The 26,969-nt window shown below is 27.6% G+C and carries 19 protein-coding genes and 2 tRNA genes; 10 read left to right on the top strand and 11 right to left on the bottom strand.

The annotated features are described in order from the left end of the window. The first annotated feature begins 86 nt into the window (after nucleotides 1-86). The 3 genes from RT575_RS08995 to RT575_RS08985 are packed head-to-tail and all read left to right on the top strand — an operon-like array spanning nucleotide 87 to nucleotide 3,079. Nucleotides 87-629 (top strand): RNA polymerase sigma factor, encoded by a 543-nt coding sequence (locus tag RT575_RS08995; RefSeq protein ID WP_313580297.1) that lies wholly within the window; start codon nucleotides 87-89, stop codon nucleotides 627-629. Nucleotides 630-674: 45 nt separating this feature from the next. Further along, the gene (locus tag RT575_RS08990) at nucleotides 675-1,238 is read left to right on the top strand and encodes a C40 family peptidase (RefSeq protein ID WP_313386307.1); all 564 of its coding nucleotides are present in this window, start codon (nucleotides 675-677) and stop codon (nucleotides 1,236-1,238) included. An 8-nt stretch (nucleotides 1,239-1,246) separates the two neighbouring features. Continuing rightward, on the top strand, nucleotides 1,247-3,079 hold the full coding sequence (locus tag RT575_RS08985; RefSeq protein WP_313580295.1) for a hypothetical protein: 1,833 nt from the start codon (nucleotides 1,247-1,249) through the stop codon (nucleotides 3,077-3,079). Here the strand turns inward: RT575_RS08985 and dinB are convergent. From dinB to RT575_RS08955, 6 genes are all read right to left on the bottom strand, one after another. Further along, nucleotides 3,076-4,155, bottom strand: coding sequence for a DNA polymerase IV (gene dinB, locus RT575_RS08980; RefSeq protein WP_313386305.1), 1,080 nt, complete (start codon nucleotides 4,153-4,155; stop codon nucleotides 3,076-3,078). The two genes, RT575_RS08985 and dinB, sit on opposite strands and share 4 nt — an antisense overlap. 19 nt (nucleotides 4,156-4,174) lie before the next feature. Continuing rightward, nucleotides 4,175-6,442: a cation:proton antiporter gene (locus tag RT575_RS08975; RefSeq protein WP_313580293.1), complete on the bottom strand. Its 2,268-nt coding sequence runs from the start codon at nucleotides 6,440-6,442 to the stop codon at nucleotides 4,175-4,177. Between the two features lie 71 nt (nucleotides 6,443-6,513). Further along, nucleotides 6,514-7,386: a tyrosine-protein phosphatase gene (locus RT575_RS08970; RefSeq protein WP_313580291.1), complete on the bottom strand. Its 873-nt coding sequence runs from the start codon at nucleotides 7,384-7,386 to the stop codon at nucleotides 6,514-6,516. Between the two features lie 86 nt (nucleotides 7,387-7,472). Further along, nucleotides 7,473-9,038, bottom strand: a complete 1,566-nt coding sequence (gene dnaB / locus RT575_RS08965; protein ID WP_313386302.1) for a replicative DNA helicase — start codon at nucleotides 9,036-9,038, stop codon at nucleotides 7,473-7,475. Nucleotides 9,039-9,132: 94 nt separating this feature from the next. Then, on the bottom strand, nucleotides 9,133-10,086 hold the full coding sequence (locus RT575_RS08960; protein WP_313580289.1) for an acetyl-CoA carboxylase carboxyltransferase subunit alpha: 954 nt from the start codon (nucleotides 10,084-10,086) through the stop codon (nucleotides 9,133-9,135). 123 nt (nucleotides 10,087-10,209) lie between these two features. Then, the gene (locus RT575_RS08955) at nucleotides 10,210-11,388 is read right to left on the bottom strand and encodes a thiolase family protein (protein WP_313580287.1); all 1,179 of its coding nucleotides are present in this window, start codon (nucleotides 11,386-11,388) and stop codon (nucleotides 10,210-10,212) included. 262 nt (nucleotides 11,389-11,650) lie between these two features. Between RT575_RS08955 and RT575_RS08950 the strand changes: the two genes are divergently transcribed. Genes RT575_RS08950 through RT575_RS08940 form a run of 3 tightly spaced genes read left to right on the top strand, consistent with a single transcriptional unit; the run spans nucleotide 11,651 to nucleotide 15,129 of the window. Next, nucleotides 11,651-12,343 carry a hypothetical protein gene (locus tag RT575_RS08950; RefSeq protein ID WP_313580286.1) on the top strand — a complete coding sequence of 231 codons (693 nt, stop codon included), beginning with the start codon at nucleotides 11,651-11,653 and terminating at the stop codon, nucleotides 12,341-12,343. Nucleotides 12,344-12,386: 43 nt separating this feature from the next. After that, the gene (locus RT575_RS08945; protein ID WP_313580285.1) at nucleotides 12,387-14,570 is read left to right on the top strand and encodes an ATP-binding protein; all 2,184 of its coding nucleotides are present in this window, start codon (nucleotides 12,387-12,389) and stop codon (nucleotides 14,568-14,570) included. A 4-nt stretch (nucleotides 14,571-14,574) separates the two neighbouring features. Then, nucleotides 14,575-15,129, top strand: a complete 555-nt coding sequence (locus RT575_RS08940; RefSeq protein ID WP_313580283.1) for a biliverdin-producing heme oxygenase — start codon at nucleotides 14,575-14,577, stop codon at nucleotides 15,127-15,129. A 111-nt stretch (nucleotides 15,130-15,240) separates the two neighbouring features. Here the strand turns inward: RT575_RS08940 and RT575_RS08935 are convergent, their stop codons facing one another. Both RT575_RS08935 and RT575_RS08930 read right to left on the bottom strand, forming a co-directional pair. After that, nucleotides 15,241-16,068 (bottom strand): DUF4197 domain-containing protein, encoded by an 828-nt coding sequence (locus RT575_RS08935; RefSeq protein WP_313580281.1) that lies wholly within the window; start codon nucleotides 16,066-16,068, stop codon nucleotides 15,241-15,243. Between the two features lie 25 nt (nucleotides 16,069-16,093). Then, nucleotides 16,094-17,680 (bottom strand): peptide chain release factor 3, encoded by a 1,587-nt coding sequence (locus tag RT575_RS08930; RefSeq protein WP_313580279.1) that lies wholly within the window; start codon nucleotides 17,678-17,680, stop codon nucleotides 16,094-16,096. 114 nt (nucleotides 17,681-17,794) lie between these two features. On the opposite strand from RT575_RS08930, the gene RT575_RS08925 reads away from it, so the two are divergent. Then, entirely contained in the window at nucleotides 17,795-20,923 is a 3,129-nt protein-coding gene (locus RT575_RS08925; RefSeq protein WP_313580277.1) for a T9SS type B sorting domain-containing protein, read from the top strand. 21 nt (nucleotides 20,924-20,944) lie between these two features. After that, nucleotides 20,945-21,907, top strand: a complete 963-nt coding sequence (locus RT575_RS08920; RefSeq protein ID WP_313580275.1) for a PorP/SprF family type IX secretion system membrane protein — start codon at nucleotides 20,945-20,947, stop codon at nucleotides 21,905-21,907. Between the two features lie 211 nt (nucleotides 21,908-22,118). Here the strand turns inward: RT575_RS08920 and RT575_RS08915 are convergent, their stop codons facing one another. Continuing rightward, complete coding sequence (locus tag RT575_RS08915; protein WP_313580273.1) at nucleotides 22,119-24,158, bottom strand: M3 family metallopeptidase; 2,040 nt, start codon at nucleotides 24,156-24,158, stop codon at nucleotides 22,119-22,121. A gap of 281 nt (nucleotides 24,159-24,439) precedes the next feature. Between RT575_RS08915 and RT575_RS08910 the strand changes: the two genes are divergently transcribed. After that, nucleotides 24,440-25,330, top strand: a complete 891-nt coding sequence (locus tag RT575_RS08910) for a helix-turn-helix domain-containing protein (protein WP_313386291.1) — start codon at nucleotides 24,440-24,442, stop codon at nucleotides 25,328-25,330. Nucleotides 25,331-25,486: 156 nt separating this feature from the next. Continuing rightward, nucleotides 25,487-26,485, top strand: coding sequence for a beta-ketoacyl-ACP synthase III (locus tag RT575_RS08905; protein ID WP_313386290.1), 999 nt, complete (start codon nucleotides 25,487-25,489; stop codon nucleotides 26,483-26,485). Between the two features lie 280 nt (nucleotides 26,486-26,765). Here RT575_RS08905 and RT575_RS08900 read toward each other — a convergent pair. Both RT575_RS08900 and RT575_RS08895 read right to left on the bottom strand, forming a co-directional pair. After that, nucleotides 26,766-26,838 (bottom strand) — tRNA-Lys (locus RT575_RS08900). 50 nt (nucleotides 26,839-26,888) lie between these two features. After that, a tRNA-Lys gene (locus RT575_RS08895) sits at nucleotides 26,889-26,961 on the bottom strand. Nucleotides 26,962-26,969 lie beyond the last annotated feature (8 nt).

Here is a 26,969-nt window from a genome sequence, read left to right as displayed (position 1 = left end):
TTATCCTAAAATAGTCGCTTAGTCTATTATGTGACTATAAATTATTAATAATAAATTCATATATTTATCATAACAGAGAGAAATTAATGACTTTAGATAACATAATATTAGAAGCAAAAAAAGGAAAAAGAAATGCCCAAAATGCAGTTATTGAACTATTATGGAATAAAGTTTATGGTTATGTATGGGGAAAAATAAAAAATGAAGAAGAGGCTGAGGATATAACAATAGAAACTTTTACTAAAGTATTTGCTAAATTAAAATTATATAATCAAGATTTTGATTTTACAACTTGGGTTATTTCTATTGCACATAATACAATGATAGATCATATTAGAAAATCTCCAAAATTAAATGTTTCTATGTATGATGAAACTCATCTTCTTAATATTTTAGAAGATCAACCTTCGCCTGAGGAATATTTAATTTTAAAGCAAGATAATGATAAGCTTACAGAAGCAATTGATAAACTAAAAGAACCTTATCAAAAAATTATCGAACTACGTTTTATAGAGGATAAAACGTATAAAGAGATAGCAGATGAACTTAATTTATCTTTAGCGAATGTTAAAGTACGTTTATTAAGAGCCAAACAATTGTTAATTGACGTAATGAAAGGTAATATTTAATTTTAAAATTCGTTAGGTTTATATATCTAAAATTAATCTTGAAAAATGAAAAAAATTGTTTACATATTATTATTAATAGTCATAAGCAGTACATTTTTATTTTCTTGTGGAAGTAGTAAAAAAGTAACTTCTTATAAAAAGACTAATTATCATAAAACTTATTCAAATAATTCTAAGAATAGCTCATCAGTAAATTATCATTCAAAAAATTCTAATGTATCTGTATCTAAAGATGCCAATAGACTTTTAAGAACAGCTAAATCGTATATGGGTACACCTTATAAATTTGGAGGAACAACAAATACTGGATTAGATTGTTCTGGATTGGTATATCTTAGTTTCATGGATGTAAATATCGAAATGCCTCGTGTATCTAGAGATCAAGCGAATTCTGGAAGAAGTATTGATATAGAAAATGTAAGAATTGGAGATTTAATTTTTTTTAATACTTCAGGTAATTCTATTTCACATGTAGGTATAGTAGAGAGTATAAATAATAATGGAACTATAAATTTTATACATTCCTCAACTTCAAAAGGAGTCATGATTTCATCTCTTGATGAAAACTATTGGAAAATAAGATTTGTAAAAGCAACAAGACTTTTATAAATTCGAACGTGATTAAGAAACGTTTATTAATATCATTATTTTTAGGTATATTTTTATTTATATCGAATTCTCTATTTGCACAAGTAGAGAATGATCGTATAACTATCGATACAGTAAAAGTTGAAAATAAAAAACCAACAAAGTTTAAAAATTTTTATAATAAACTTTTATTTAAGAATAAACGAAAAAATAATTTCCCTTTACAAGTTGACAATAGAAATGAAAAGTTATATGAAGGAAAAATTATTAGAAATATATATTATAAAACTCAAGATCCTTTTGGATATTCACTCACAGATACTACAAAACGGCCAACCAAATGGGTAGAAAGAGCAGGTAATACATTACATCTAAAGTCTAAAAAATTTGTACTAAAACAAAATGTCTTATTTAAAGAAGGACAAAAATATGATTCGGTAAAAGTATATGAATCTGAACGTTTAATACGTACAAATAGATCTATTCGTAAAGTAGAGATTGATGCACAATTAGTAGGAAAAGATTCTGTAGATTTATATGTTAATTCTATAGATTCTTGGAGTATGTTTGTAACAGGAACAGTATCTAGCTCTAGGGCAGGAATAAGAATTAGAGAAAGAAATATTTTAGGATTGGGACATGTTCTTGATAATAGATATAGACATAATTATAGTTCAGGTAAATCTCTTTATCAATTTAACTATACTGTACCTAATATAGGGAAAAGTCGAATTCAAGGAAATATACATTATTTTAAAAACGAAGACGATTATTATAATAAGTCTATTAATTTTGTTCGACCTTTTTATTCACCCTTAGCACATTATGCAGGAGGTATATCTGTTGGACAGATATATTTTCAAGATTCATTAGACTTTAAAAAAGAAAAACTTGAGATGAATAATTTTAAATATGATTTTCAAGATTATTGGCTAGCAAGAGCATTTAGAATAGACAAAAATAAATCGACAAGTAATATCACTAATTTTATAGTTTCGACACGATTTTATAGAAGAAATTATGACGAAAAACCTATTGAGCAGAATGATCCTATAGATTTCTTTTCTAATCAAACAAATTATATGTTAGGGATAGGGATATCATCACGTAGATATGTAAAAACTAGATTTATTTATAATTATAATATTGATGAAGATATTGCTGTAGGTAAATCTTTTGGAGTAATATCTAGTTATCAAAGAATTCGTAATGAGAATAGATATTATTTAGGAACAAAAGCTTCTATGGGAGGTTTTTTAAGATCTGGATTCTATGGAATAAATATTGAATATGGAGGTTTCTTTAATAAAAGTGCTTTTGAACAGCAAACACTTTCTATAGAATTACAGTACATGGCAAAGCTGATGACGATAGGAAAATGGAAAATTCGTAATTTTGGTAAGCTTAATTATTTGTTGGGGCATAATAGATTGGATTCACCTGCTGATGAATTATCTCTACACCAAGATGATTATCTAGGAATGGCAGGTTTTAGATCAGATAGAGGTTTAATAGGACAGCAAAAATTAATGTTAGAATATCAAGTACAGACTTATACTCCTTATCAGTTTTTAGGATTTCGTGTTTCTCCGTTTTTTAATGCTATGTTTTCAGCGATAGGTAATAACAGTAAATTTATATTAAATAATAATCCAGTATATTCTCGATTTACACTTGGAGTTATGTTTACAAATGATTATTTTGTATTTAATAATATACGTTTTTCATTCTCGTTTTATCCTAATATTCCAGGACAAGGAAATAATATATTTAAAACAAATTCTATTGATAATAGAGATTTCGACATGATGGATTTCAATTTTTCTAAACCTTCTTATATTCGTTGGAATCGTTGGGATTAGAAAAAATCTTCCTTAAAAGGAATTTCTAATTGAGTTCCAAATTTATTATTATTTTCTAGATTAGATATAGCAACACCAAGTAAACGAACAGGTTTATATTCACTATAACTTTCTGCTAATAATTCATAACATAACTGTTCAAATAAGTTTTTGTTTTTTATTATAAATGAAGCGGATTTACTTTTAGTCGTTAAAGAAAAGTCATTATATTTTATTTTGATTGTAATAGTTCTACCAAATATATTTGTTTTAGAGGACCATTTCCATACATCTTCTATAAGTGGAAATAATCCAATCTGTAGTTCTTCTAAAGTTGATAAATCTTTATTAAAAGTTGTTTCGGAACCGGAAGATTTTCTTATTCTAGTAGGATTTACCTCTCTGTTATCAATTCCACGAACAATATTATAATAGTAAAGACCCGATTTACCAAATTCACGTTGTAATTTATCAATTTCTAATTTTTTTAAATCAGAGCCATTGTGTATTCCCATCATTTGCATACGCTCGGCAGTTACTTTACCAATCCCATGAAATTTTTTTATAGGTAATTGCTCTATAAATTCTGAAGCTATTTTAGGTGTAATTACAAATATTCCATTGGGTTTATTATAATCAGAAGCTATCTTAGCTAAAAACTTATTATAAGAAACACCAGCAGAAGCTGTTAAATCTGTTGTTTGTTTGATTTTGTTTTTTATTTCTATTGCAATTTCTGTAGCAATATGTATGTTTTTATGATTATTAGTAACATCTAAATATGCTTCATCTAATGATAATGGTTCTACTAAATCAGTATATTCTAAAAATATTTGACGTATTTGATTTGATACCTCTTTATAAACTTCGAATCTAGGTTTAACAAAAATCAATTGAGGACATTTTCTTTTAGCAACAATGGATGACATTGCAGAGCCAACACCATATTTTCTGGCTTCATAACTTGCAGTAGCAATAACACCTCTTTCTTCACTTCCCCCTACAGCAATACATTTACCTTTTAATTCAGGAAAATCTCGTTGTTCTACAGATGCATAAAATGCATCCATATCTATATGAATAATTTTGCGAAGCATTACTACAAAAATACTTCGTTTATTTTAATTCATACTTTTGTATTAATGATTTTAAACTTTTTTTATCAGCAACAATTGTTAGATAATCACCTAATTTAATTTCTGCATTTCGATCAGGATTTTGAATAAATTTACCATCACGTTCTATAGAAACAACAATTGCTTTAGAATCATCTTTTATATCTCCAACCGTTTTATTTTCTAAAATAGAGGAATCTTTAGGGACAACCACTTTTTGTAATGTAAAATTGTCTGTGTTTTTAATTTCATTATCTTCAGGAGGTGTTTCACCAATAATTTGTAAATATCTTTCAAATTTTTGTAATTGTTCATCATTTCCAATAATACCAATTTTATCGAATGGATATAAAGCAGATTCAGAATTAGGAGTTTGTAATATTCTATCACCTCTTTTAATGTAGGCAATATTAATGTGAAATTTTGTTCGCCAATCTAAATCACCTAAAGGAACACCGATAAAATTTGCATTTTGAGGAACAATCATATCAGATATATGTGTGTTATCCCAAGTATATTGAAACTTTTCTTTCTTTTTTTTCTCTTCATTTTTTTTCTGAATAATTTCTCTTTCGTTTAAATTAAAGATGAATTTAGTTTGAATATAATTATAGAATTGATTAAAATATTTTGATAAATAGTACATTGTAATCAATAATACAAGAGCAAGAATTAATGATGCAATTTTACTTGAAAAGAATTGATTGTAGATAAAAATAACACAAAATACAACCAAAGTAAGTCGAATACTTATAATAGCAATTAAAGGAGCTCTGTTGTATATTGATTCATCCCAAAATTCATTAATAATTTCTTTTTTAGGTTTACTTCCAATAATAGCCCATATAAATGGAATACAAAGAATAAAAGTTATTACAAGAGAAATAATACTTCCTCCGAAGCCAGTAAACCATGTCATTAAGAATGGTAAAAAATAATTTTCTACAATTAATGTAATAGCAATAATGATAACGCTATTTATAGAGATAGTTGATATAGTTTGAATTATTATTTTTTTCCATTTATTATCATCATGTATTCTTTGTGTATCAGATGAATATGATTCTATACCCTTAATTACTTTTTGGGGTAAAATTTTGATTAATATGTTGTAAACTACTTCAGAAGATTTTATTAAATAAGGAGTAGTAAAAGTAGTTATTGCAGAAACTCCAATTGCTACAGGAAATAAGAAATCACTTGTTACACCAAGTGATAATCCTAAACCAGCTACAATGAAAGCAAATTCACCAATTTGAGCCATGCTCATACCAACCTGTACAGATTGTTTGAGTGGTTGACCAGAAATTATTGCTCCAATTGCTGTAAATAATAATTTACCTAAGATTGTTATTAATGTAACAATTAAAATTGTCCATTTATGTTCATACATAGAAACAGGATCAATCATCATTCCAATAGAAATGAAGAAAATTGTTGCAAATAGATTTTTTACAGATTCAAAATTATGTTCAATTTTTTCAGCGTAAACAGTTTCTGCTAAAATAGATCCCATAACAAAAGCTCCTAATTCTATAGAAAAACCTGCACTATCAGCAATATATACCATTCCTAAACATAAACCAACAGATATTACAAGTAAAGTTTCATCATCTAGATAATTTTTTATAGAGCGTAAAAAAGTTGGAATAATAAAAATACCTCCAATAAACCATACTGCTAAAAAGAACCCAAGTTTTATGAAAGAAACTACCATTTCTCCACCGTTAAAATGTTGACTAACAGCCATCGTAGAAAGCATTACCATCAGTAAAATGACCACAATATCTTCTACAATTAAAATTCCGAAAACAACTTTAGCGAATTTTTTTCTTTTTAGACCTAATTCGTCAAAAGCCCTAATTATAATAGTTGTTGATGAACTGGCTAAAATTCCTCCAAGAAAAACACTATCCATAGTAGACCAATTCATAAATCTACCAGCAAAATAACCAACAGTTACAATACAAAATATTTCTACTATAGCAGTGATGGATGCAGATCCACCAACGTTGAGTAATTTTTTGAAACTAAATTCTAATCCTAAACTAAATAAAAGAAATATAACTCCAATTTTAGCCCATATTTCAACATTATGCTCATCTGCAATAGATGGTATAAAGGAAAAATGTGGACTAACTAAGAATCCAGCTATAATATAACCTAAAACAAGAGGTTGATTTATACGTTTAAAAATAAGTGTTGTTACAGCTCCTACGCAAAGAATGAGCCCTAAATCGGTAATAAGTGTTGGTAAGTGTTCTCCCATGAAAAAAATAGTAATTATTCAGTCATTCACAAATTACTAATTTTTATTAAGGATTACTATATAAAAATAGATTAATAAGTGTATTTTTCGATATAATCTTTTCTTTTATCTTCAGAGATTTCTAAAATAGTGTTTATATAATTATCTATAGAGCCATATTTTGAATTAATTTCATCAAATGAAGCTTTTAAATAAGAGCTTTCAACCCAACTTAACTTTTCTAATACACCAAGATCCATTTTAGGAAATAAAAAATGTAAATTTTTAGCTTTATTTAATCTCTTTAAGATTATTTTTTTTCTTAGATTATTTGATAATAAATATTCTTGGAAAATAGTTTGATCATCAAATTTTAAAATTTTCATGATAATAGCACCTATTATGCCAGTTCTATCTTTACCCGCTGTACAGTGAAATAAAATAGGAGAATCAGAATCTAATAATTCTGTAATGATAGCTTTAATTACCTGAGTGTTTTCTGTAGGATATTCTTTATAGAATTTTATCATTCTATCGTTTGCATCATTTACATTTACTTTACCCTTTAGAACTAATTTTTTGGCTTGATTCATTTGATCTTCTTTATCATCAAATGCTGGGTAATAATGTATAGTTATATTAGGAATTAATACGTCATGTTTTTTAGAAACTTCATTATTTGTTCTTAAATCAATGATATTATTAATTTTTAATTCAGTAATTTTTTTAGATTCTTTTAATTGATGTAGATCACCACTACGATAAAAAATACTATCTTTTAATATTCGACCATCTTTATTTTTAATAGAACCAATTGATCTAAAATTATTTACTTTTTTAATATGAAGTTCATTTTTTTCAGATGCTTTCGAAAATTCGACACTTTTAGTAGAGTAACTACTGCATGAAAATAAAATAAAACTACTAATAATAGAAAAAAAATATTTTAAAGGTTTGAAATGCATGATTCTTATTTTTAAATTAATTATTTAAACAATCAAATTTTCAACCAATATAAAAATATAGCTATAATTAGAGTGTTTATTAAAAATTAAAATGGAAGGTTATCATCATCATTGTTCATAGAACTTGTAAATTCACTTCCGAAATCACCAAAAGCATCAGTAGGATTTATAGCTTCTAAATTCATAGAGCTTCCCATTTCTTGAGATTGACTACCATCGTTCATAGAGCTTTGAATCTCGAAATCTCCACCAAAAGATGTTTCTAAATCTGTAAATTTAGCTTGTTCATTAATAAAACGTAAACGAACGTTTTCTAAAGCTCCATTACGGTGTTTAGCTATAATAAATTCAGCTTGTCCAGCACAAGGTTCACTTTCGTCATCCCAATATTCGAGTTTATAATATTCAGGTCTATAAATAAATGAAACAATATCAGCATCTTGTTCTATGGCTCCAGACTCACGTAAATCAGATAGCAATGGACGTTTACTCCCCCCACGTGTTTCAACAGAACGAGAAAGCTGAGATAAAGCAATAACAGGAATACTTAATTCTTTTGCAATAGCTTTTAATGAACGTGAAATCATGGAAATTTCTTGCTCACGATTTCCATTTGCTTTTCCTCCAGCTGTCATCAATTGTAAGTAATCAATTAAGATCATTTTTACTCCATGTTGAGAAACTAATCGACGAGCTTTAGCTCTTAAGTCAAAAATAGAAAGGGCAGGAGTATCATCAATATATAAAGGAGCATTTTCTAATCCCTTTACTTTTGTATACAATTGTTTCCATTCGTGATCTGCTAATTTTGCTTTACGTAATTTTTCACCCGAAATTCCTGTTTCACCTGAAATCATACGAGTAATAAGTTGGACAGATGACATCTCTAATGAGAAAACAGCAACAGGAATATTTTTATCAACAGTCATATTTTTTGCCATAGATAAAATGAAAGCTGTTTTTCCCATACCTGGACGAGCAGCTAATATAATTAAATCTGATTCTTGCCAACCAGATGTAATTTTATCAATTTCAGTAAATCCAGATGAAAGACCTGACATTCCTTCTTTTGTAGACTGAGCTTTAATTTTATCGATAGCTTCTGTAACTAAGTCTCTAGCTTCAGAGTAACTTCTTTTTATTCCACCTTCTGTAATCTCAAATAATTTACTTTCTGAGTAATCTAATAAATCGAATACATCAGCAGTATCATCATATGATTTTTCAATTACTTGATTTGAAATTTCAATGAGTCTTCTTAAAATATATTTCTCTTGTATAACACGAGCATAGTATTCTACATGGGCAGAAGAAGAAACTTTTTGTGTTAATTGAATCAAGTAATAATCACCTCCTACACGATCTAATTTGCCTTCACTTTTTAATTCATTTGCAACAGTTAATAAATCAATTGGTTCTGAATCGTTAAAAAGTTTTTGAATGACAGCATAAATCGCTTGATGCTCTGGTCGATAAAAAACTTGTGGAGTTAATATATCTATAACTTCATCCAATCCTTTTTTATCAATCATCATAGCACCAAGTACAGCTTGCTCTAAATCAACAGCTTGTGGAGGAAGTTTACCTTTCTCTAAACCGATGACATTTCGCTTGTTAGCTGGTATTTCGGGATTATAATTTGCTTGTTCCATAAGAGGAACAAAATTAAATAAAAAAACGAGATATAACTAATTGTATATCTCGTTAATTTTTCGTATATTAAATTATATACCCTATTGTATTATTTTATCCAGAATACTCTCCAAAGTTAATAAAACGATCTTGTCTTTGTTTTTGTAATTCTTTTGGAGATAATTTTTTCAATTCATTATATGTATCCCAAACTTTATTTTTTAAGTTTATATAAGCTACTTCAGGTTTGTAATGTGCTCCACCAAGTGGTTCAAGAATAATATCCTCTATTAAACCTAATTCTAACATATCAGGACCAGTTAGTTTCATTTGTGAAGCAGCTTGTTCTTTGTAATCCCAACTTCTCCATAAAATTGTAGAACAGTTTTCAGGAGATATTACAGAATACCATGTATTTTCTAACATAAATACTTTGTTACCAACACCAATTCCTAAAGCTCCACCAGATGCACCTTCACCAATTACAACTGTAATAATTGGAACAGTTAATTTCAACATTTCATAAATGTTTTTAGCGATAGCTTCACCTTGTCCGCGTTCTTCAGCTTCTAAACCAGGATATGCACCAGGAGTATCTACTAGCGTTAAAATTGGAATATTAAACTTTTCGGCTAATTTCATTAATCTATAAGCTTTTCTATATCCATCAGGATTAGACATTCCAAAGCGACGATATTGTCTTTCCTTAGTGTTTTTACCTTTTTGCTGACCAATAATCATAAAAGTTTGACCATTGATTTTTCCCATTCCACCAACCATTGCTTTATCATCAGCATAAGTTCTATCTCCGTGGATTTCTATAAATGTGTTATCCGTAATTGCATACGCATAATCTAGAGTATAAGGACGAGAAGGATGACGAGATAATTGTACACGTTGCCATGGAGTTAATTTTCCATAGATTTCCTTCTTTTTATTTTCAATTGCAATTTCAATTTCAACACAAGCTTGTTTGATATTAACTCCGCTTCCTTCTCCGACGATTTGACAGCTTTTTAACTGTTCTTCCAAATCTTTGATAGGTTGTTCAAATTCTAAATATTCCATACAAAAGTGTTTGTTCAATCTTACAAATATAAAAAAGGTTTTTAAGCCTATTGTAATATTGTGAGATGTTTTTAATAATTTTAATAATTAATCTAAGCTTTATTGACTCTAAATTGTTGTGAATTAGATTTTTTCAATAAGTATTGCTGATGCTCCACCACCACCATTACAAATAGCAGCACAACCAATTTTACCATTGTTTTGCTCTAAAACATTTAATAATGTAACTAATATTCTAGATCCAGAGTTACCTAGTGGATGACCAAGAGATACAGCACCTCCATTTACATTTACTTTGTTTGAATCGATATTTAATAATTTTGTATTTGCAATTCCAACAACAGAAAAGGCTTCGTTAAATTCCCAAAAATCAACGTTATTAGTAGTGAAATTTGTTTTATTTAATAATTTTTCTACTGCTTTAGCAGGGCTTGTAGTAAACTTAGAAGGTTCTTGTGATGCATCAGCATAAGAAATAATTTTAGCTAATGGTTTTAAGCCAAGCTCATTTGCTTTGTCTAATGACATTAAAATAATTGCTGAAGCACCATCATTTATTGTTGAAGCGTTTGCAGCAGTTACAGTACCTTCTTTAGAGAAAACTGCTCTTAAACTAGGAACTTTATCAAAATTTACATTTTTATATTCTTCGTCTTCTTTAAAAATGATTGGATTACCTTTTCTTTGAGGAATTTCTACAGGTACAATTTCATTTTCAAATTTTCCTGAAGTCCAAGCTTTAGCTGATTTTTTATACGAATTTATAGCAAAATCATCTTGTTCTTCTCTAGATATTGAAAATTCTTTTGCACATGAATCTCCAAATGCACCCATCATTTCTTTGCTATAGTAATCTTGTAAACCATCATTTACAATTCCATCTAATAATGTAGTATTGCCGAATTTATTTCCAGTTCTTGCATTTGGAGAATAAAATGGAACCATAGACATATTTTCCATACCTCCTGCAATAACAATCTCTGCATCTCCAAGAAGTATGGCTTGTGTAGCAAACATAACTGCTTTCATACCAGATGCACATACTTTATTTATAGTTGTTGCAGGTATTGTATTTGGAAGTCCAGCTTTCAACATAGCTTGTTTTGCAGGAGCCTGTCCTTCTCCAGCTTGTAATACATTCCCCATATAGACTTCATCAATTAATGAAGGATCTAAGTTTATTTTATTTATAGCTCCTTTTATTGCTGTTGCTCCTAAATCAGTTGCAGGAATAGTAGATAAACTACCTAAAAATGATCCTATTGCTGTGCGAACAGCAGATACGATAACAACTTCTTTCATTATAATATATTTCTTTATTTAAAACTCAATTAATCGCAAGATAAAGATAATCTTAATTGTATTGAATTTTTTTAGTGTAAATCTATATTCAGATAACGATAGAGTGGTTTTTTTTGATAAAATATAAATGTTTTTTTCAAAAGTGGATTTATATTTGTTCTTTTGCTTAAAAATAAAACAATAATAGTAATTAATCAATATTAATTAAAGTTTTGTAGAATAGAATAATCGCCGTAAATTCATCAAATAAGTCAAATTTTTTATGAGTAGAGATAACAATAAAATATATATATCTAATAGTCCTTTTGTAAATGGTCATAAAATAGTTGATTTTGTTTGGAATGCACATTTGGATGAAAATTTAGATTTATGGATGGATCTTCATTTGGAATCTGATCGATATGACGAGGAAGAAGAATATAAAGATGATCTTGAAGAAATAGACGATATTTCTGAGGAAAATGCTGAAAAACAATTATGGATTAATTATGATCATTGTATTATATCAAGTACATATTGGAATAATAAAGGAATTAAAATTAATGAGATAGATAATTTTGATTTTAAATCAATCAATAATAAGGTTTTTATTGTTGATCCTTTACCAATTGATTTTGATGATACTGAAAAATTAGCTTTTGGTATTTCTATGTTAGGAAATGATACGTTAGCACAGAATGAAATAACTTTTCTTGATACTTCAGAATTTGGTGTTTTTGACATTAAATGGAAAGGCAAAGTAGCAAATACTTATCTTGGTGAAAAAGAGTTTGATTATGAATTTTATGTCTATATGAAAAACATAAGATTCGAAGGTATAAATATTCATCCTAGTTTAAAAAAAGATCAGGTGATTAATTTTATTCAATCTAATAATTTTAATCATTTTGAATTATTAGATGCTGATGATTCAACATTGGAGAATTATATATTAAAGCTAAAAAAAGTATTGTGATTTTAATTTGAAATCATCAAGAAAAAAATACATTTATAACTATATGAATAGTAAAATTATTCAAAAATGTGAAGAGGAAAAAATACAATTTCTTAATGAAATACAACCTTTTGGATATTTAATAGGAGTTGATAGCATTACCTATGAAGTAAACTTTGTATCAGAAAATATAAATAATTTATTAAATCTGTCAGCATCATTATTATTGGGTAAACATATAGACGATGTATTTGATTTTAAAATTAATTATGAAGATATTTTAAAATTAGATAAAGGTGATTTTATTAGAAATGTAATTGTAATAAATTCTGAAAAATACCATTTTAAAAATTATCTATATAAGAACAATATTTACATTGAGATAGAGCATCATTTTGATGATAAATTTGATTCAATTAATTATTATAATTTCTCTGAAAAAATATTGCATACAAAAACAATAGAAGAAAATTGGAAAAATCTTGTTGATGCAATTTCTTTTATCACATCATATGAAAGAGTTATGATATATAAATTTCTTGAAGATGGAAGTGGAATTGTTATTGAAGAAAATGTAAAAAATGGACTTGAAAGTTATATAGGATTACGTTTTCCTGAATTTGATATTCCAAGTCAAGCAAGAGAATTATATTTAAAAAAGAAAAGTAGAATAGTAGAGAATATTGAAGCTATTAATATACCTATTATTTCTAAAGAAAATAATCAAATAGATTTATCATATACATCGATTCGTACTTTATCACCAATACATTTAGAATATTTAAAAAATGCTGGAGCATATGCTAGCTTCTCTATTTCAATTGTAGTTAATAATAAGTTATGGGGATTAGTTGCCTGTCAAAATTCTACTGCAAAATCTATATCATATAATATTAGAATGCAATGTGAATTGTTAACTCGTTTATCAAGAATATCTTATATTAATTTTAAATCGAATGAAAGAATTAAATTTCAAAATAATTTTAATGAAACTGCAATAAAATTAAAAGAAAATTTATTAGTTGAGGAATCTTTAAGAAGTTCTATTACTAAAAATCTTAAAGAAATTTTGTTATTAACAAAAGCTGAAGGTATAGCCTTTGTAAATGATGATTATTGTAGTTTAGAAGGAGAAACACCTGGAATAGAGGAGGTTTTACGAATAAAAGAGTGGGCAAAAAAACAAGGAATAGATAAATTATTCTACTCTAATTCTTTTTATAAAGATTATGGAAAGGAGCTTAATTTAAGTCCTCTGGCTGCAGGAGTTATGTTTAGATTCTTAGATCAAACATATAATAATTTTATGATCTGGTTTAAAAAAGAAGAAAATTTAAAGCTTAAATGGGCAGGCCAACCTCATAAAATAGAGAAAGAAAAAATTGATGAAAATGGTAATAAAATAATTTATTATTCACCAAGAACTTCATTTAAATATTGGGAAGAAGAAGTGCTTCAAAAATCATTCATGTGGCAGAAAAATGAGATTTATGTAGCGAAAGAAGTTTTAAAAATAATAATTGATACAATAAATACTCAATCTTTTAAGATTCATAATTTATATGAACAATTAAAAGAAATTAATGAAGAATTGGACGCGTTTTCTTATACTGTTTCTCATGATTTAAGAACTCCTCTAACAGTAATGAAGCTTAATTGCCAATTATTACAAAAAAGATTGATTGAAGATAAATCAAGCTCAAGTCAGATAAAAAATATTATTGGAGAGATTGATAAAATTGTAGAAATGATGGAAGAAATTTTAGTTTTAAGTAAAACTAAAAAATCAGATATACAATTAGAAGAAATAGATCCAGAATTTATTATTGAAAAAATAGTAAAAGAATTAAAAATATATTATCATACTCCTAATACATCTGTTGATGTAGAAAATATTTATGAAATATTTGGAGAAAAAACAATGGTATATGAGGTTTTTTTAAATACAATAGGAAATGCAATTAAGTATTCTTCTTTAGAAGCAGCACCTAAGATTATTATTAATTCTTATATAGAAAATAATAATGTAATTTACCATGTAACTGATAATGGAATAGGGATAAAGAAAGAAGATTACTCTAAGATGTTTAAATTATTTAATAGAATGTCTAATACTGATGGCATAAAAGGAAATGGAATTGGATTAACAATTGCTCAAACTATGATGAAAAGAATGGGAGGAGATATTTGTTTTGAAAGTGAAGAAGGCAATGGAACTACATTTATATTAAAGTTTAGAAAAAAATAAAATTATGCTTACAGATTATTTAAAAGAAAATACAGCAATATATCATGATAAAATTGAAGCTAAATTAGAATCAAATAAATTATTTAATGGTTCTTTTTCTGAAAATAATTATTATAAAATGCTTCAAGTGAATCATATTTTTTTAAAGTTTTATGAAGATGCAATTAAAGATTTTTTAACAGAAAAAGATAAAGATATTTTATCGCAAGTAAATTTTGATAAATTGAAATTGATTGAAAAAGATTTAAAAGAATTAGAAATTAATGAATTGGATTTACCAAAATCATTTGAATTACAAAATAGAGCAGAGGCTTTTGGAGCATTATATGTTATTGAAGGTTCTATGTTAGGAGGTAATGTAATTGCTAAGACTTTAAAAAAATATCCTGATTTAGAGCATAAAAGCTTTAACTATTTTGGACATTATGGAGAGAAATTAGGGAAAAGTTGGAAGACTTTTTTATCTTATATAAATGAGGAATTCACTACTGAGACAGAGAAAAAAGAAGTTTTTATAGGTGCTAAGAAAGCTTATGAAGATTTAATAAATTTTGCTTAAATTTTGCGTTAGGGATTGTAATGTAAAACCCGCTCGAACGCACAAAATAATATTAAAAAAGTCTCGAAATTTCGAGACTTTTTTAATATGTTATTAGTTATATGAAAAATTCTATTTAGAATCTTGGGCACCAAAAACTTGTTGTAATAGAGAAGTTGTTCGTAATGCAGTGTTACTACGTATTCCTTCCTCTTTTTCAGCAACCATATTAAAAACTCCATTAATAGCTTGTTGAGTAACGTAAGTATCAAGATTAGGTTCAACATTGTTGCCTGTTAATGTATTGTATTTAGTAATCATTTGATTCCAGACTTTATCAGCACCTACCTTATTTAATGAAGCTTCAATTTTTGGTTCAAAAGCTTTTGTTAAATCCGAATTTGTTTTAGTTTTAAGATAAGCTGTAGCTGCATTGTTATCTCCTAATAAGATATTTTTAGCGTCAGTAATTGTCATTGAAGAAAGTGCATTTACAAATATTGGAGCTGCCTCAGAAACAGCATCTTCTGCTGCTGAGTTAATTAATTGTACACCTTTATCTGCTAAACTCCCTAAACCTAAATTTCTTAGTGTTTTTTCTACTTGTTGTAATTCTTCTGGCATTACAATTTTAGCAATAGGATTATTATAAAATCCATTTTTTTGACTCAATGATTTTATTCCATCATTTAATCCAATAGATAATGCTTCTTTTAATCCAGACGCAATTGTAGAATTAGATAAAGAAATAGTATTAGCTAATGTTGTATTTGTTGTAGAACTAGTAGTTTCTTTATTCGTCTTCTTTGTAGTTTTCGTCTTCTTTTTTGTTTGTTTTGTTTCTTGTTGATTTTTTTCAACTTCACTTTTTATTGTTCCAAAGATAGATTTTAAATCTTGAGCTTTGGCTTGAAAAGAAAATACACTAAATAATATAATAGCTAAACTAATTTTTTTCATAAGAAATATGTTTTAATTATTTCAATTAAAATTCACTTACAAAGTGTAATTTAATTGAAGGGAATTTGTCTTGTGTCATTTGAATAGTAAACGCAGAATCTGCTAAGAAAACCAATTGGTTGAATTTGTCTCTAGCAAGGTAACGTTGTTTTACACGTTTAAATTCTTTAAATTCTTCTGTATTTTCATCATCAACTTCTACCCAACATGCTTTGTGTACAGCAAATGGTTCGTAAGTTGCTTTTGCTCCATATTCGTGTTCTAAACGGTATTGAATAACCTCATATTGTAATGCACCAACAGTACCAATAACTTTACGATTATTCATTTCCAATGTAAATAACTGAGCAACACCTTCGTCCATTAATTGGTCGATACCTTTTTCCAATTGTTTTGCTTTCATTGGATCAGCATTGTTGATATAACGAAAATGTTCTGGAGAGAAAGCTGGAATTCCTTTGAAAGTAAATTTTTCTCCTTCTGTTAATGTATCTCCAATTCTGAAATTTCCTGTATCATGTAGACCGACTATATCACCAGCATAAGATTCATCTACAACCTCTTTTTTATCAGCAAAAAATGCATTTGGAGCAGGGAATTTCATATTTTTACCTTGACGAACATGAAAATAGTTTTTATTACGTTCAAATTTTCCAGAAACTATTTTTACGAATGCTAAACGATCACGGTGTTTAGGATCCATATTCGCATGTATTTTGAATACAAAACCAGAAAATTTATTTTCGTAAGGCTCTATCTCTCTTAAATCCGTTTCTTTTGCTTGTGGAGTAGGAGCTATATCTACAAAGGCATCTAATAACTCGCGTACACCAAAATTGTTTAATGCAGAACCAAAAAATACAGGTTGTAAATTTCCGTTCATATATTCTTGCATATCAAATTCCGGATAAACACCATCAATTAAATCAATTTCGTTACGAAGATTTTCAGCATAGTTTTCTCCTATTAATTCGTCTAACTCAGGATTAGCTAAATCTTCAATTTTAGTTGTTTCAGAAATTTTTTGTTTGTTGTCTCCAGAAAAGATATTTATATTTTTTTCCCAAATATTGTAAATTCCTTTGAAAGTAGCACCAATACCAATTGGCAAAGAAAGTGGAGTAACTTTTAAATCAAGTTTTTGTTCTACTTCATCCATCAAGTCAAATGCATCTTTACCTTCGCGGTCCATTTTATTGATGAAAACCAACATAGGAATTTTACGCATACGACAAACTTCTACTAATTTGATTGTTTGTTCCTCAACCCCTTTTGCAACATCTATTACTACAATAGCAGAATCAACAGCAGTAAGAGTACGGAAAGTATCTTCAGCAAAATCTTTGTGACCAGGAGTATCTAGAATATTAATTTTTTTCCCTTTATATTCAAAGGCTAAAACAGATGTAGCAACAGAAATTCCACGTTGACGTTCAATCTCCATAAAATCGGAAGTAGCTCCTTTTTTTATTTTATTACTTTTTACCGCTCCTGCTTCTTGTATAGCTCCTCCAAATAATAATAATTTTTCTGTAAGAGTTGTTTTACCAGCATCTGGATGGGCAATAATACCAAAGGTTTTTCTTTTATTTATTTCTTTCTCTAAAGACATTGTAATCAAATTTCAGGTTGCAAAGATAGTTTATCTGTAGAAAAATAGAAACATTATTCTTCAATAGAATAATCTATCTTAAATTGCGTTATTAAATAAAGATGAAAACCAACAATGAAAAAGATTTTTTACTTTTTATTACTACTATTAAATAGCTTTGTTTTTGGGCAAAAACCAACTATAAATAAACTAGAAGGAGGATTTACATTCAATAATTTAACTTTAGATACATATCCAAGTAATACAAATTTTTCACCAAGAACCTTAAGTTGTGCTTTTAGTAACAGTTACGATTATAAATACTTTTCATTTAAGGCTAATTTCGATATGACTTTCGCTTTTGATTTAATTTCCTCGAATACTAATTTTCGTTTTTTGATTTGGAAGTTGTCAGCAGAAAAATCCTCTGAAGATGTATTTGTAGGAGGAAGAACAACTATTGAACCCGATAGATCAGTAGAAGGAAGTGCAAATATTAAAGGTTTAAAATCTGGAGTTACAAATTTTTGTGAATCTATTTTTAATTCTAGCGCAACTGGTTATGCAAAAGCATTTGAAGGAAATGATTTACTAAAAGAAGGTGAAACAATAGTTATTGCTGTTTATGGTCCAAAGGACAATATATTCAATATAAAAATAAATGTAGCAGAAGAACGAACAATAAATTCATTAAATTATAAATGTAATGGATCATCTTATAGTTATCAAGAAGTTTATGATGCTGTAAAAAATGATTCAAGTTTATCTAATATAAAATTATACTCAGATACGTCTTTTAATAATGAAATTAATAATGGAGCTACATTTGGTACAAATACAACAGTTTATGCTCAAGTAAAAGATGCTACTGGTAATTTACAATACATCTACACCATTCCAATTCAGTTTATACCAGAACATGTATTTAATTTTAAATCTTCATTTGAAACAGAGTATGAATGTTCTTTGGTTTATACATTAAAAAAGGATAGACTTTTAAAAATGTTATTTCCTTCTGGAATAGATGTATCAAATTATATAATAAAAACAGTAAACGGTATTACATTTAGAGAAGATAATCAAATTAATTTAACACCAGACGGAAGTGAAAATTTAAAAATCATTATTTCTTATACAGGAGCTTGTCCGATTGATTCTCAAGAAGTTTCTATTCCATTAAAACAAGGTAGTCCTATTATTTCTGAGATTCCCCCATATTTTACTTGTTCATCATCTTATGTGATTAATTATGATACTATTTATTCTAAATTAGGAGTTGATAAAAATCAATATAATTTAATTGTAACATTGGGTGGAAATTCAATATCTGATGGTAATTCTACAACTATAAATGTTGGAACTCCGTTAGTATATCAAGTAAAAATTGTTTCTAAATCTTCTGGTTGCGAAAGTAATGCAGTAAATTTCAAGGTAACTAGAACTTCTTCAGTAAATATTGTAAATGCATCAATTTCTGGTATTTGTTTAGATGATTTTTCTCAAACAAATGTAGATACAGCAATTAATACAATTCAGAATGGAAATACAACTCCTTATCAATTAAAATATTATCAGGCAGACGGAACAACAGAAATAGCTCAAGTGAATTTATTTGAATATATTAGAGCTAATAAAAATGGAAAAGTTATAGTAAGAGCATTAGCAGTAGATAATTCAAATACAATTTGTGATACTACAGTTAATTTAACATTTGCTCTTAGTCAATCATCATTTGTAAAAGTAGATAATATAACAAATTATAATTCTACTTGCTCAGACGATGGTGTTGGATTTACATTCACAAAAGCAGCAATAGAAACTTATTTAAAATCTAAATTAGGAAATAATATAACCGCTTTTAGTGGAATTAACGATATTTCACTTTCTGATAATCAATCAACCACTATTTCTTTTAAAGTTCAGCTAAATGGAGAATCATGTTGGTCAGATGAAATGCAATTAAAATTGCAAGTTATTACAAAACCAAATGTAAATTTACTTGATGTAACAAAAACATTACAAGCAGATTGTAATAATTTAATTACAATCAATCAAAGTGTTTTAAATGAATTATTTGGAGTAGTTTCTACAACGAATTATGATTATGAAATACAACATAACAATTCAACAGCTTTAACTTTTGATTCATCAAATGAAGCAAAAATTAGTGTATTATTCAAAAATAAAATTGATAATTCATGTTTTGTAGAAAAAATAATTACAGTAACCAAAAAGCAAAATTTAGATGTAGACGCTACTTCTTTAAATGCATATAATCAATCTCATCAAATTGTTTTTTGTGCTGATGATGAAACAGGAGCAAAAAATCAAATTCAGACATTATTAGATTATATCAAAACACGATATGCAACATTAGAATCTTTATCTACTGTAGATGAAATTTTTGCAAAAATTGGTCTAGGTCAAGGAAATATATCAATAACTTTTGAAGATCCAAACTATTGTGGACAAGTTGATATTAAATTTTATTATCAACAAAACGAATTACCTTCAATTACAGTTCCAGAGAAAGGATATGTTTGTACAGGAGAGTTATATGTATTAAATTTTTCATCGCAATCAAATTATAACGATTATAATTATATTGTAGAAAAAATAGACGGAACTAGAGTTACAGGAATTGATAAGTATGATTTAGAAATCGGAACTTATAAAGTAACTATAGAAAACAAATCGACAGGTTGTAGTGTTGTAAAAACATTGGTTGTCGAAAATTCTCCACTGCCAACGATAGAAAAAATTGTAATTAATCAAAAAAATATAATTGTTACAGCAAAAGGAAGCGGAGTATTACAATATGCATTGTATGATAACAATGGAAATGTAATTATAAATTGGCAAAGAAGTAATACGCTAATCATTCCAGCTAATTTAACAAATTCTAATTTTGTTGTAAAAGTTAGTTTAGACAATTGTGGAATTTCAGAAGAGTCAGATATCATTTATCTTGATTTACCAAACGTAATTACTCCAAACGGAGATGGGAAAAATGATATTTGGAAACCGATGACTAAAAGCGGTCAAGCCAATGATTTAACACATTCATATAAATTGATTATTTTTGATAGATACGGAAAGCAAATATTATCTAAAGAAGGAGTAAATGTTATAGAGTGGGATGGAACTCAGAATGGAATGATATTACCGGACGATTCGTATTGGTACTTACTAGAATCATCAAAGAAAACTGGGATTATTCAAGTACAATATTCTGGAAGTATATTATTAAAACGTAAAATTTAATTCAACGATTGAATAAAAAATATGAAAAAATTAACATTTATTCTTTTCGCGTTATTTTCTATTACTAAAGTAACAGCACAACAAGGTTTACCATTTTATAATCATTATTTAGTAAGTGATAAAATGCTTATTAACCCATCATATGCAGGTCAAAATCCTAATGTTATTTCTATAACAGGTACACATCGTAATCAATGGGATGATATGCCTGAAAGCCCAAGTACTCAAACTTTAAGTGCTCATGGAGTAATTATAGATCGTTTGGCATTAGGAATGCAATTTTTTAATGATAGAAATGGAGCTGTGAAAATGACAGGTTTTGGAGTAAATGCTGCTTATCATATACCAATAGAAGACAATTCTTATAATGATGAAGATAATCCAAGTGTATTTTCTTTTGGAGTAGGAGCTTCTAATGTTTCACAAAGATTTGATTATTCAAAGATTATTGCTGAAGATCCAAATGACCCCGCATTACAACAAGATAGATATTCTGTATTTTTTGCGAATGTAGGTTTATCATTCAAATATGCAGGTTTTTCCGGAGGAGCATCTGTGCTTAATATTCCTTTAACAGAAAATATTTATTATGTGAATAGCGTGGAACCTTTACCTACCTGGTATTACTTTAATTTTGGTTATACTTGGCAAGTAACTGAAGGAATATCTTTAGAACCTTCTTTGGTTTATAATCTTAACTCTATATCTCAACGTAATTTAGACATTAATTTGATGTCGCATATTGCTTTTGGAGATAGAAATCAAGGTGTAGACTTTGGGTTAGGTTATAAACAAGGAATGGATTCGAAAAATAGTAATCCATTATTTATTTCCCCAATTCTAAAATTTAAAGTAGGAACGGTAAAAGCTGGAATTTCTTATGATATTGGTCTTTCAGACTATCAAGTAGATGGACGAAAAAATGGAATGTTATTTAGTCTTGGTTTTGATTTAGAAAATCCTTGGGGAGCTAGATATTATTAATATATAAAAATAAAAATCCTGATATAATTATATCAGGATTTTTATTTTTTGAATGAATTGCAATCATAAATTGTTACTTTTTCATGATATTTTATTCCAAAGTACCTAATAATATCAACTTTACAAGCTTGCAATTACTAGTTAATTAATTCTGTGATAAACACGATCTTTTCATAATTTTATGTTTTCCTTATTGAGCTTAATTCATAAATTAATTTTGCGAAACACTAAGACCAGCTCTTTTTAACAATGAATCAACATTTGGCTTTTGTCCTCTAAACTCTTCATAAAGTTTCATTGGTTCAACTGTTCCTCCAGAAGATAATAATTTATAAAATTTCTGAGCAGTATCTGGATTAAAAATTCCAGTTTCTTTAAAAAGTGCAAAAGCATCAGCATCTAATACTTCAGCCCATTTATATGAATAGTAGCCAGATGAATATCCACCTTGAAAAATATGAGAGAATGATGTACTCATTATATTATTTTCAATCTCTGGATATAACTCTGTTTGTTTGAAAGTTTCTTTTTCAAATGATTGTAAACTGTCAATTTCTTTTAAATCATGTGCATGATAAGCCATATCCAATAATCCAAAACTTAACTGTCGTACAGTTTGATATCCTTCCATAAAAGTAGAAGAAGCTTTTACTTTTTCTATTAATTCTTGTGGAATAATTTCGCTTGTTTTGTAGTGTTTAGCAAAAAGTTTTAAAGCTTCTGGCTCATAGCAAAAGTTTTCGTAAAACTGTGAAGGTAATTCTACAAAATCCCAATATACATTTGTTCCAGCTAAACTTTCATAAACTGTATTTGGTAATATTCCATGTAAAGCGTGTCCAAATTCATGGAAAAGTGTAGTTACTTCCTGAAATGTAAGTAATGAAGGAGTATCTTTTGTTGGTTTGGTAAAATTACAAACAATAGAAATATGTGGACGTTTACTATTTCCATTTATATTAGAAGCCTCACGGAAACTTGTCATCCATGCACCAGGACGTTTACCTGCTCTTGGAAAAAAATCGGCATATAATAAGCTTAAGAAATTTCCATGTTTATCAAGAACTTCATAAGTTGTTACATCTTCATTATATTTATCAATGTTATTAATTTCTTTAAATGTAATTCCGTATAATTTTGTTGCGACATCAAATGCACCTTGAATTACATTTTCTAATTGAAAGTAAGGTTTTAGTTCCTCATCAGAAAGACTGAATTTTTTTTGCTTTAATAATTCAGCATAATAACCATGATCCCAACGTTGTAATTCATCAATGCCATCTATTTCTTTAGCAAAAGCTGAAAGTTCTTCTATTTCCTTTTTAGCAAATGGTTTCGCTTTTATAAGTAAATCATTTAAGAAATCAATTACAGTTTTGGGAGATTTAGCCATTCTTTCTTCTAAAACATAATCTGCATGTGTTTTATACCCTAAAATTTTAGCACGTTCATGACGAAGTTTTACAATTTTTTTGACATTTTCTTCATTATTAAATTCATTATCCTGGAATGCTTTTGATCCATTTGCTTTAAAAAGTTTTTCTCTTAATGTTCTATTTTTTGCATATTGCATAAAAGGGATAAAGCTAGGAGCTTGTAAAGTAATTAACCAACCATCAATATTTTTTTGATCAGCGTCAGCTTTTGCTTGTTCTTTTACATAATTAGGTAAGCCATCAAGATCATTTTCAGATTCAATAATTAATTCAAAATTGTTAGTTTCTGCTAATACATTTTGTCCGAATTGTAAAGAAAGTAATGATAGCTGTTTGTCAATTTCTCTTAATTTATTTTTTTCGTCATCATTTAGATTAGCTCCGTTTCTAGAAAATCCTTTGTATTTTTTTTCTAATAAATATGCTTGTTCTTCTGTTAAGTTTAATGAATCTTTTTGTTTATAAACAGCATTTATACGTTCAAAAAGTTGCTGATTTAATCTAACATCATTTCCAAATTCAGATAATAATGGAGAAATTTCTTGTGCAATTTTCTGAATTTCGTCATTTGTTTCTGCTGAATTAAGATTAAAAAATATAGAAGAAATTCTACCTAATAACTCACCAGACAATTCCATTGCTTCTACTGTATTTTCAAAAGTAGGCTTTTCAGGGTTATCTACAATTGCATCTATTTCATTTTTTGCAATTCTTATAGCTTTTTCAAAAGCAGGCTTATAATCTTCGTTTTTAAATTTAGAAAATGGTGCACTCTCAAATGGTGTATCAAATTTTTCTAATAAAGGGTTATTCATTTATATTGTATTTTTTAATTAAAATTATTTGTTTTTTATAGGTCAAAATTTAATCCAAATTTTCGCAAACTGCCAAAAAGTCCATATTTTTTTAAATGTTATTAATTATTTTTTAAACTTAAAGTAATACAAATAATTAGGTTGAATAATCAAAAATAGTTAATGTAAAAAAGGAACTTTTTATGATTTAAATAAGTGTTTTTTTGTCTAAAAGACGTTTTTTATTTTTCAGTTGTCAATAAAATCTTATAATATTGTATTTGTAAATTAGACGTATAGAAATGAGGGATTATATACAAGTCTATTCAATAGACAATATCTTACGAACATATAGAGAGCAAGTTGTAGATAGACGTTTAGCTATATTTGATGTAGGCCCAAGTAATAGTTATTATTTTGTAGAAGGAAAACCATATAAATTTACCTCTTTAGGATTGATTTTAGTAACTGCAGGAACTTGTGAAATAACAGTTAATTTGAGGCCCAATCTAATTAGGTTAAATGATATTATTATTGTACTACCGGGACAGCTATTTGAAATTATTGAACATTCAAAAGATTTTGCTGTTAAAGCTATATTTATTGATTCTAATTTAATTATAGAAGCAGGATTTCATGTAAAATCAAATAGTCTTATCGATTTCTTATCTTCAAAATATCCTAAAATAATTTCTCTTGATAGGAAAATAGTAAGAGATATGAAGTATAACCTAAATAAAATTAGTATGTATCTGGTAAAAAATGATAATATTTTTTCTAGAGATTTAGTTTTACATCATTTTTCTATTTTAATGTATGAGATGGGGAATTTTTATAATAAATCTGTTGCAGAGCAAAGTTCAACAAAAGAGGTAAGAAAGGAGGAATTAGCTAAAAGATTTTTATATTTAGTTTCGACTCATTTTAAGAGAGAAAGGAGTGTAAGTTTTTATGCTGATGAAATGTATATTAGTAGAAAACATTTAACAAAAATAATTGTTGAGGTTTTTAATAAATCACCAAAACAAATTATATCTGAAGCTATAATACTGGAAGCTAAGGTTTTACTTAAAAACCCAGATTATAGTGTTTCTGATGTAGTTACAGATTTAAATTTTGTAGACTCTTCAGTTTTTAGTAAATTTTTTAAAAATTATGCAGGAATATCTCCTACTGCATTCATTACAAAGTAGTAAAATATTTTAACAAATTTTATGCGTCTTTTTGACAAATTATTACGTTGTTTTTACTAGCCAAATAAAAAAAATGGACTGAACTTTGCGATTCAATTTATAAATCATGCGTCTTTTTTATAAACATGTATTATAATATTGACCTTAACAAATTTTATGGAGATAAATTTAACTAAGAAGATATATGCACATATTTCTGCAATTGGTGGATATGTGCCAGAAAATAAGAGAACTAATCATGATTTAGAATTGATTACTGATACTTCTGATGAATGGATTGTAAAAAGAACTGGAATAAAAGAGAGGAGGATTCTTGAGGAAGGGTTAGCAACTTCTGATATGGCGGTAAATGCAATCAAAAATTTAATTGAAACATACAATAAAGATATTAATGATGTTGATGCTATTATAGTAGCAACTTCTACACCTGATATGTTAATGCCTTCTACTGCTAATATAATTTGTGGAAAGTTAGGTATAGAAAATGTTTGGGCATTTGATATCAACGCAGCATGTTCAGGTTTTTTATATGCTCTTGATATGGGAGCTTCTTTAGTAGAAACTAACCGTTATAAAAATGTATTAGTTGTAGGTGCTGACAAAATTAGTGCTTATGTTAATATAAATGATCGTTCCACAAATATTCTTTTTGGTGATGGTGCAGGAGTTGTATGGTTAGAACCAACAAAAGAAATAGGAGTTATTGATGCTTTATTATTAAGTAATGGAACAGGAAAAGAATTTTTAAATATAGAAGGAGGAGGATCTCTTTATCCTCCAAGTCAAGATTCTTTAGAAAAAGAAAAAACATATATAAAACAAGATGGTAAAGTTGTATTTAAAAATGCAATTAATGCAATGAGTCATACTTGTCTAGATGTATTAGATAAAAATAATTTATCAGTATCTGATATTAATTGGCTAGTTCCACATCAAGCTAATAAAAGAATTATAGATGCTGTCGGTAAAGAAATTAATATAGAGGAGAATAAAACTCTAATTAATATTGAACATTACGGTAATACAATTGCTGCAACTATACCTTTGTGTATATGGGAAAATTCTTCTAAATTAAAAAAAGGAGATTTGTTAATGCTTACTGCATTTGGTGCAGGTTTCTCTTGGGGAGCTAGTTTATTAAGATGGACAATTTAAAAAGAGATTTATAGAAAATATTTACTATATTCTAAGAGCAATATTATTTTTAATATTGCTCTTTTATTTTTATAAAATTTTAAGTATCATACTATATTATTAATATTATCCTTGTCTAAAATGAGTTATAATAAAACTTCGTTAATTATAATTCATTTCGAAAAGTATTGATTTTATAAAAGAAGTATCAATAATTATAAATAGTCATTAAAATTTGAAAATAGAAGAGAATATTTTTAAAATAAAAAAAGCTATTTCAAAATAGAAATAGCTTTTTTTGTGACCTGGCTGGGGCTCGAACCCAGGACCCCAACATTAAAAGTGTTGTGCTCTACCAACTGAGCTACCAGGTCTCCGTTTTGGAGTGTTATAATTTTTATACTTCTTAATAACATGAAGTTTGTGACCTGGCTGGGGCTCGAACCCAGGACCCCAACATTAAAAGTGTTGTGCTCTACCAACTGAGCTACCAGGTCTCCGTTTT

Origin of the sequence: Chishuiella sp. (genome assembly GCF_032109125.1) — a bacterium.
Lineage (GTDB): Bacteria > Bacteroidota > Bacteroidia > Flavobacteriales > Weeksellaceae > Empedobacter.
Note: the sequence above shows the minus strand (reverse complement) of the source record. Positions and strands in the feature narration are given on the sequence as shown.

Bases quoted from the DNA above. Each gene is read 5' to 3' on its own strand.
- RT575_RS08930 (WP_313580279.1), bottom strand. From the start codon at position 17,680: ATGTCTTTAGAGAAAGAAATAAATAAAAGAAAAACCTTTGGTATTATT.
- RT575_RS08995 (WP_313580297.1), top strand. From the start codon at position 87: ATGACTTTAGATAACATAATATTAGAAGCAAAAAAAGGAAAAAGAAAT.
- dnaB (WP_313386302.1), bottom strand. From the start codon at position 9,038: ATGGAACAAGCAAATTATAATCCCGAAATACCAGCTAACAAGCGAAAT.
- RT575_RS08915 (WP_313580273.1), bottom strand. From the start codon at position 24,158: ATGAATAACCCTTTATTAGAAAAATTTGATACACCATTTGAGAGTGCA.
- RT575_RS08955 (WP_313580287.1), bottom strand. From the start codon at position 11,388: ATGAAAGAAGTTGTTATCGTATCTGCTGTTCGCACAGCAATAGGATCA.
- RT575_RS08920 (WP_313580275.1), top strand. From the start codon at position 20,945: ATGAAAAAATTAACATTTATTCTTTTCGCGTTATTTTCTATTACTAAA.
- RT575_RS08925 (WP_313580277.1), top strand. From the start codon at position 17,795: ATGAAAAAGATTTTTTACTTTTTATTACTACTATTAAATAGCTTTGTT.
- RT575_RS08950 (WP_313580286.1), top strand. From the start codon at position 11,651: ATGAGTAGAGATAACAATAAAATATATATATCTAATAGTCCTTTTGTA.
- RT575_RS08945 (WP_313580285.1), top strand. From the start codon at position 12,387: ATGAATAGTAAAATTATTCAAAAATGTGAAGAGGAAAAAATACAATTT.
- RT575_RS08960 (WP_313580289.1), bottom strand. From the start codon at position 10,086: ATGGAATATTTAGAATTTGAACAACCTATCAAAGATTTGGAAGAACAG.
- RT575_RS08910 (WP_313386291.1), top strand. From the start codon at position 24,440: ATGAGGGATTATATACAAGTCTATTCAATAGACAATATCTTACGAACA.
- RT575_RS08935 (WP_313580281.1), bottom strand. From the start codon at position 16,068: ATGAAAAAAATTAGTTTAGCTATTATATTATTTAGTGTATTTTCTTTT.
- RT575_RS08970 (WP_313580291.1), bottom strand. From the start codon at position 7,386: ATGCATTTCAAACCTTTAAAATATTTTTTTTCTATTATTAGTAGTTTT.
- RT575_RS08940 (WP_313580283.1), top strand. From the start codon at position 14,575: ATGCTTACAGATTATTTAAAAGAAAATACAGCAATATATCATGATAAA.
- RT575_RS08975 (WP_313580293.1), bottom strand. From the start codon at position 6,442: ATGGGAGAACACTTACCAACACTTATTACCGATTTAGGGCTCATTCTT.
- dinB (WP_313386305.1), bottom strand. From the start codon at position 4,155: ATGCTTCGCAAAATTATTCATATAGATATGGATGCATTTTATGCATCT.
- RT575_RS08905 (WP_313386290.1), top strand. From the start codon at position 25,487: ATGGAGATAAATTTAACTAAGAAGATATATGCACATATTTCTGCAATT.
- RT575_RS08990 (WP_313386307.1), top strand. From the start codon at position 675: ATGAAAAAAATTGTTTACATATTATTATTAATAGTCATAAGCAGTACA.